The organism is Actinomadura sp. NPDC048955, assembly GCF_040649435.1.
Lineage (GTDB): Bacteria > Actinomycetota > Actinomycetes > Streptosporangiales > Streptosporangiaceae > Spirillospora > Spirillospora luteofluorescens.
The window spans coordinates 1-3,995 of sequence record NZ_JBEZJI010000142.1; the positions used below are offsets into that span (position 1 = coordinate 1).

The following is a 3,995-nucleotide window of genomic DNA, read 5'->3' on the forward strand; positions in this document are numbered from 1 at the left end:
AACGCGGCGATCCCCGACCTCACCGAGGACGGCATGTTCTGCCCGCCGAACGCCCAGCACGCCGTCCGCCAGGCCAAGCTGCTCGGCGACAATAAGTTATTAAGGGCGCACGGTGGATGCCTTGGCACTAGAAGCCGATGAAGGACGTTACTAACGACGATATGCTTTGGGTAGCTGTAAGTAAGCGTTGATCCAGAGATTTCCGAATGGGGGAACCCAACATGAGTTATGTCATGTTATCGACATGTGAATTCATAGCATGTCAGAAGGCAGACCCGGAGAACTGAAACATCTTAGTACCCGGAGGAAGAGAAAGAAAAATCGATTCCCTGAGTAGCGGCGAGCGAAACGGGAAGAGCCCAAACCAACAAGCTTGCTTGTTGGGGTTGTAGGACACTCTATACGGAGTTACAAAAGAACATGTTAGACGAATCATCTGGAAAGATGAATCAAAGAAGGTAATAATCCTGTAGTCGAAAACATATTCTCTCTTGAGTGGATCCTGAGTACGACGGAGCACGTGAAATTCCGTCGGAATCTGGGAGGACCATCTCCTAAGGCTAAATACTCTCTAGTGACCGATAGTGAACCAGTACCGTGAGGGAAAGGTGAAAAGTACCCCGGAAGGGGAGTGAAAGAGAACTTGAAACCGTGTGCTTACAAGTAGTCAGAGCCCGTTAATGGGTGATGGCGTGCCTTTTGTAGAATGAACCGGCGAGTTACGATCTGATGCAAGGTTAAGCAGCAAATGTGGAGCCGCAGCGAAAGCGAGTCTGAATAGGGCGTTGAGTATTTGGTCGTAGACCCGAAACCAGGTGATCTACCCTTGGTCAGGTTGAAGTTCAGGTAACACTGAATGGAGGACCGAACCGACTTACGTTGAAAAGTGAGCGGATGAACTGAGGGTAGCGGAGAAATTCCAATCGAACTTGGAGATAGCTGGTTCTCTCCGAAATAGCTTTAGGGCTAGCCTCAAGTGATGATTATTGGAGGTAGAGCACTGTTTGGACGAGGGGCCCCTCTCGGGTTACCGAATTCAGACAAACTCCGAATGCCAATTAATTTAACTTGGGAGTCAGAACATGGGTGATAAGGTCCGTGTTCGAAAGGGAAACAGCCCAGACCACCAGCTAAGGTCCCAAAATATATGTTAAGTGGAAAAGGATGTGGCGTTGCCCAGACAACTAGGATGTTGGCTTAGAAGCAGCCATCATTTAAAGAGTGCGTAATAGCTCACTAGTCGAGTGACACTGCGCCGAAAATGTACCGGGGCTAAAACATATTACCGAAGCTGTGGATTGTCCTTTGGACAATGGTAGGAGAGCGTTCTAAGGGCGTCGAAGCATGATCGCAAGGACATGTGGAGCGCTTAGAAGTGAGAATGCCGGTGTGAGTAGCGAAAGACGGGTGAGAATCCCGTCCACCGATTGACTAAGGTTTCCAGAGGAAGGCTCGTCCGCTCTGGGTTAGTCGGGTCCTAAGCTGAGGCCGACAGGCGTAGGCGATGGATAACAGGTTGATATTCCTGTACCACCTAGTATCGTTTTAATCGATGGGGGGACGCAGTAGGATAGGCGAAGCGTACTGTTGGAGTGTACGTCCAAGCAGTAAGGCTGAGTGTTAGGCAAATCCGGCACTCATAAGGCTGAGCTGTGATGGGGAGAGGAAATTGTTTCCTCGAGTCGTTGATTTTACACTGCCGAGAAAAGCCTCTAGATAGATAACAGGTGCCCGTACCGCAAACCGACACAGGTAGTCAAGATGAGAATTCTAAGGTGAGCGAGCGAACTCTCGTTAAGGAACTCGGCAAAATGACCCCGTAACTTCGGGAGAAGGGGTGCTCTTTAGGGTTCACGCCCAGAAGAGCCGCAGTGAATAGGCCCAAGCGACTGTTTATCAAAAACACAGGTCTCTGCTAAACCGTAAGGTGATGTATAGGGGCTGACGCCTGCCCGGTGCTGGAAGGTTAAGAGGAGTGGTTAGCTTCTGCGAAGCTACGAATCGAAGCCCCAGTAAACGGCGGCCGTAACTATAACGGTCCTAAGGTAGCGAAATTCCTTGTCGGGTAAGTTCCGACCCGCACGAAAGGCGTAACGATTTGGGCACTGTCTCAACGAGAGACTCGGTGAAATCATAGTACCTGTGAAGATGCAGGTTACCCGCGACAGGACGGAAAGACCCCGTGGAGCTTTACTGTAGCCTGATATTGAAATTCGGCACAGCTTGTACAGGATAGGTAGGAGCCTTTGAAACGTGAGCGCTAGCTTACGTGGAGGCGTTGGTGGGATACTACCCTAGCTGTGTTGGCTTTCTAACCCGCACCACTTATCGTGGTGGGAGACAGTGTCAGGCGGGCAGTTTGACTGGGGCGGTCGCCTCCTAAAAGGTAACGGAGGCGCTCAAAGGTTCCCTCAGAATGGTTGGAAATCATTCATAGAGTGTAAAGGCATAAGGGAGCTTGACTGCGAGACCTACAAGTCGAGCAGGGTCGAAAGACGGACTTAGTGATCCGGTGGTTCCGCATGGAAGGGCCATCGCTCAACGGATAAAAGCTACCCCGGGGATAACAGGCTTATCTCCCCCAAGAGTTCACATCGACGGGGAGGTTTGGCACCTCGATGTCGGCTCATCGCATCCTGGGGCTGTAGTCGGTCCCAAGGGTTGGGCTGTTCGCCCATTAAAGCGGTACGCGAGCTGGGTTCAGAACGTCGTGAGACAGTTCGGTCCCTATCCGTCGTGGGCGTAGGAAATTTGAGAGGAGCTGTCCTTAGTACGAGAGGACCGGGATGGACATACCTCTGGTGTACCAGTTGTCGTGCCAACGGCATAGCTGGGTAGCTATGTATGGACGGGATAAGTGCTGAAAGCATCTAAGCATGAAGCCCCCCTCAAGATGAGATTTCCCAACTTCGGTTATAAGATCCCTCGAAGATGACGAGGTTAATAGGTTCGAGGTGGAAGCGTGGTGACACGTGGAGCTGACGAATACTAATCGATCGAAGACTTAATCAATTTTTAAAAAGCGTTTTGCGACGCAAAATCTTACTTACTATCTAGTTTTGAATGTATAATCATTCATTTGTCTGGTGACAATGGCAAGGAGGTCACACCTGTTCCCATGCCGAACACAGAAGTTAAGCTCCTTAGCGCCGATGGTAGTCGGACTGACGTTCCGCTAGAGTAGGACGTTGCCAGGCAAAATATCTTGGAGAATTAGCTCAGCTGGGAGAGCATCTGCCTTACAAGCAGAGGGTCGGCGGTTCGAACCCGTCATTCTCCACCATTTAATTAAATACTGCGGAGGGGTAGCGAAGTGGCTAAACGCGGCGGACTGTAAATCCGCTCCTTCGGGTTCGGCAGTTCGAATCTGCCCCCCTCCACCATTGTTGGGTTATAGCCAAGCGGTAAGGCAACGGACTTTGACTCCGTCATGCGCTGGTTCGAATCCAGCTAGCCCAGCCATTAGAGCCATTAGCTCAGTTGGTAGAGCATCTGACTTTTAATCAGAGGGTCAGAGGTTCGAATCCTCTATGGCTCATTACGATTTTCTTAAAATGCGGAAGTAGTTCAGTGGTAGAACACCACCTTGCCAAGGTGGGGGTCGCGGGTTCGAATCCCGTCTTCCGCTCCATCATTCATAGTGCCGGGGTGGCGGAACTGGCAGACGCACAGGACTTAAAATCCTGCGGTGAGAGATCACCGTACCGGTTCGATTCCGGTCCTCGGCACCATCTTTTTACATTGCGCCCGTAGCTCAACTGGATAGAGCGTTTGACTACGGATCAAGAGGTTATGGGTTCGACTCCTATCGGGCGCGCCATTTTATGTATCGATTTAATTTACATACGGGAAGTAGCTCAGCTTGGTAGAGCACTTGGTTTGGGACCAAGGGGTCGGCGACGCCGCACGATCTCCATGGCGACGATGCCGCCGAGCGAATGGCCCGCCAGCGCGAACCGCGCGGGTGCCCCGTCGAGCACCCTTGAGGCGAGACC

Annotated in this window: 8 tRNA genes and 2 rRNA genes; all 10 read left to right on the forward strand. The window is 51.4% G+C overall.

Annotation, left to right across the window (positions count from 1 at the left end):
• The first annotated feature begins 89 nt into the window (after positions 1-89).
• The 10 genes from AB0C84_RS45330 to AB0C84_RS45375 all read left to right on the forward strand — a co-directional run bounded on the left by AB0C84_RS45330 (position 90) and on the right by AB0C84_RS45375 (position 3,952).
• A 23S ribosomal RNA gene (locus AB0C84_RS45330) occupies positions 90-3,012 on the forward strand.
• A gap of 70 nt (positions 3,013-3,082) precedes the next feature.
• Positions 3,083-3,197, forward strand: a 5S ribosomal RNA gene (rrf, locus tag AB0C84_RS45335).
• Between the two features lie 10 nt (positions 3,198-3,207).
• Positions 3,208-3,283, forward strand: a tRNA-Val gene (locus tag AB0C84_RS45340).
• Positions 3,284-3,299: 16 nt separating this feature from the next.
• Positions 3,300-3,383 (forward strand) — tRNA-Tyr (locus tag AB0C84_RS45345).
• A 4-nt stretch (positions 3,384-3,387) separates the two neighbouring features.
• A tRNA-Gln gene (locus AB0C84_RS45350) sits at positions 3,388-3,462 on the forward strand.
• Between the two features lie 3 nt (positions 3,463-3,465).
• Positions 3,466-3,538: transfer RNA gene (locus AB0C84_RS45355), tRNA-Lys, on the forward strand.
• 18 nt (positions 3,539-3,556) lie between these two features.
• Positions 3,557-3,631, forward strand: a tRNA-Gly gene (locus AB0C84_RS45360).
• 11 nt (positions 3,632-3,642) lie between these two features.
• Positions 3,643-3,731: transfer RNA gene (locus AB0C84_RS45365), tRNA-Leu, on the forward strand.
• A gap of 12 nt (positions 3,732-3,743) precedes the next feature.
• A tRNA-Arg gene (locus tag AB0C84_RS45370) sits at positions 3,744-3,820 on the forward strand.
• Between the two features lie 32 nt (positions 3,821-3,852).
• Positions 3,853-3,952 (forward strand) — tRNA-Pro (locus AB0C84_RS45375).
• The last annotated feature ends 43 nt before the right edge of the window (positions 3,953-3,995 follow it).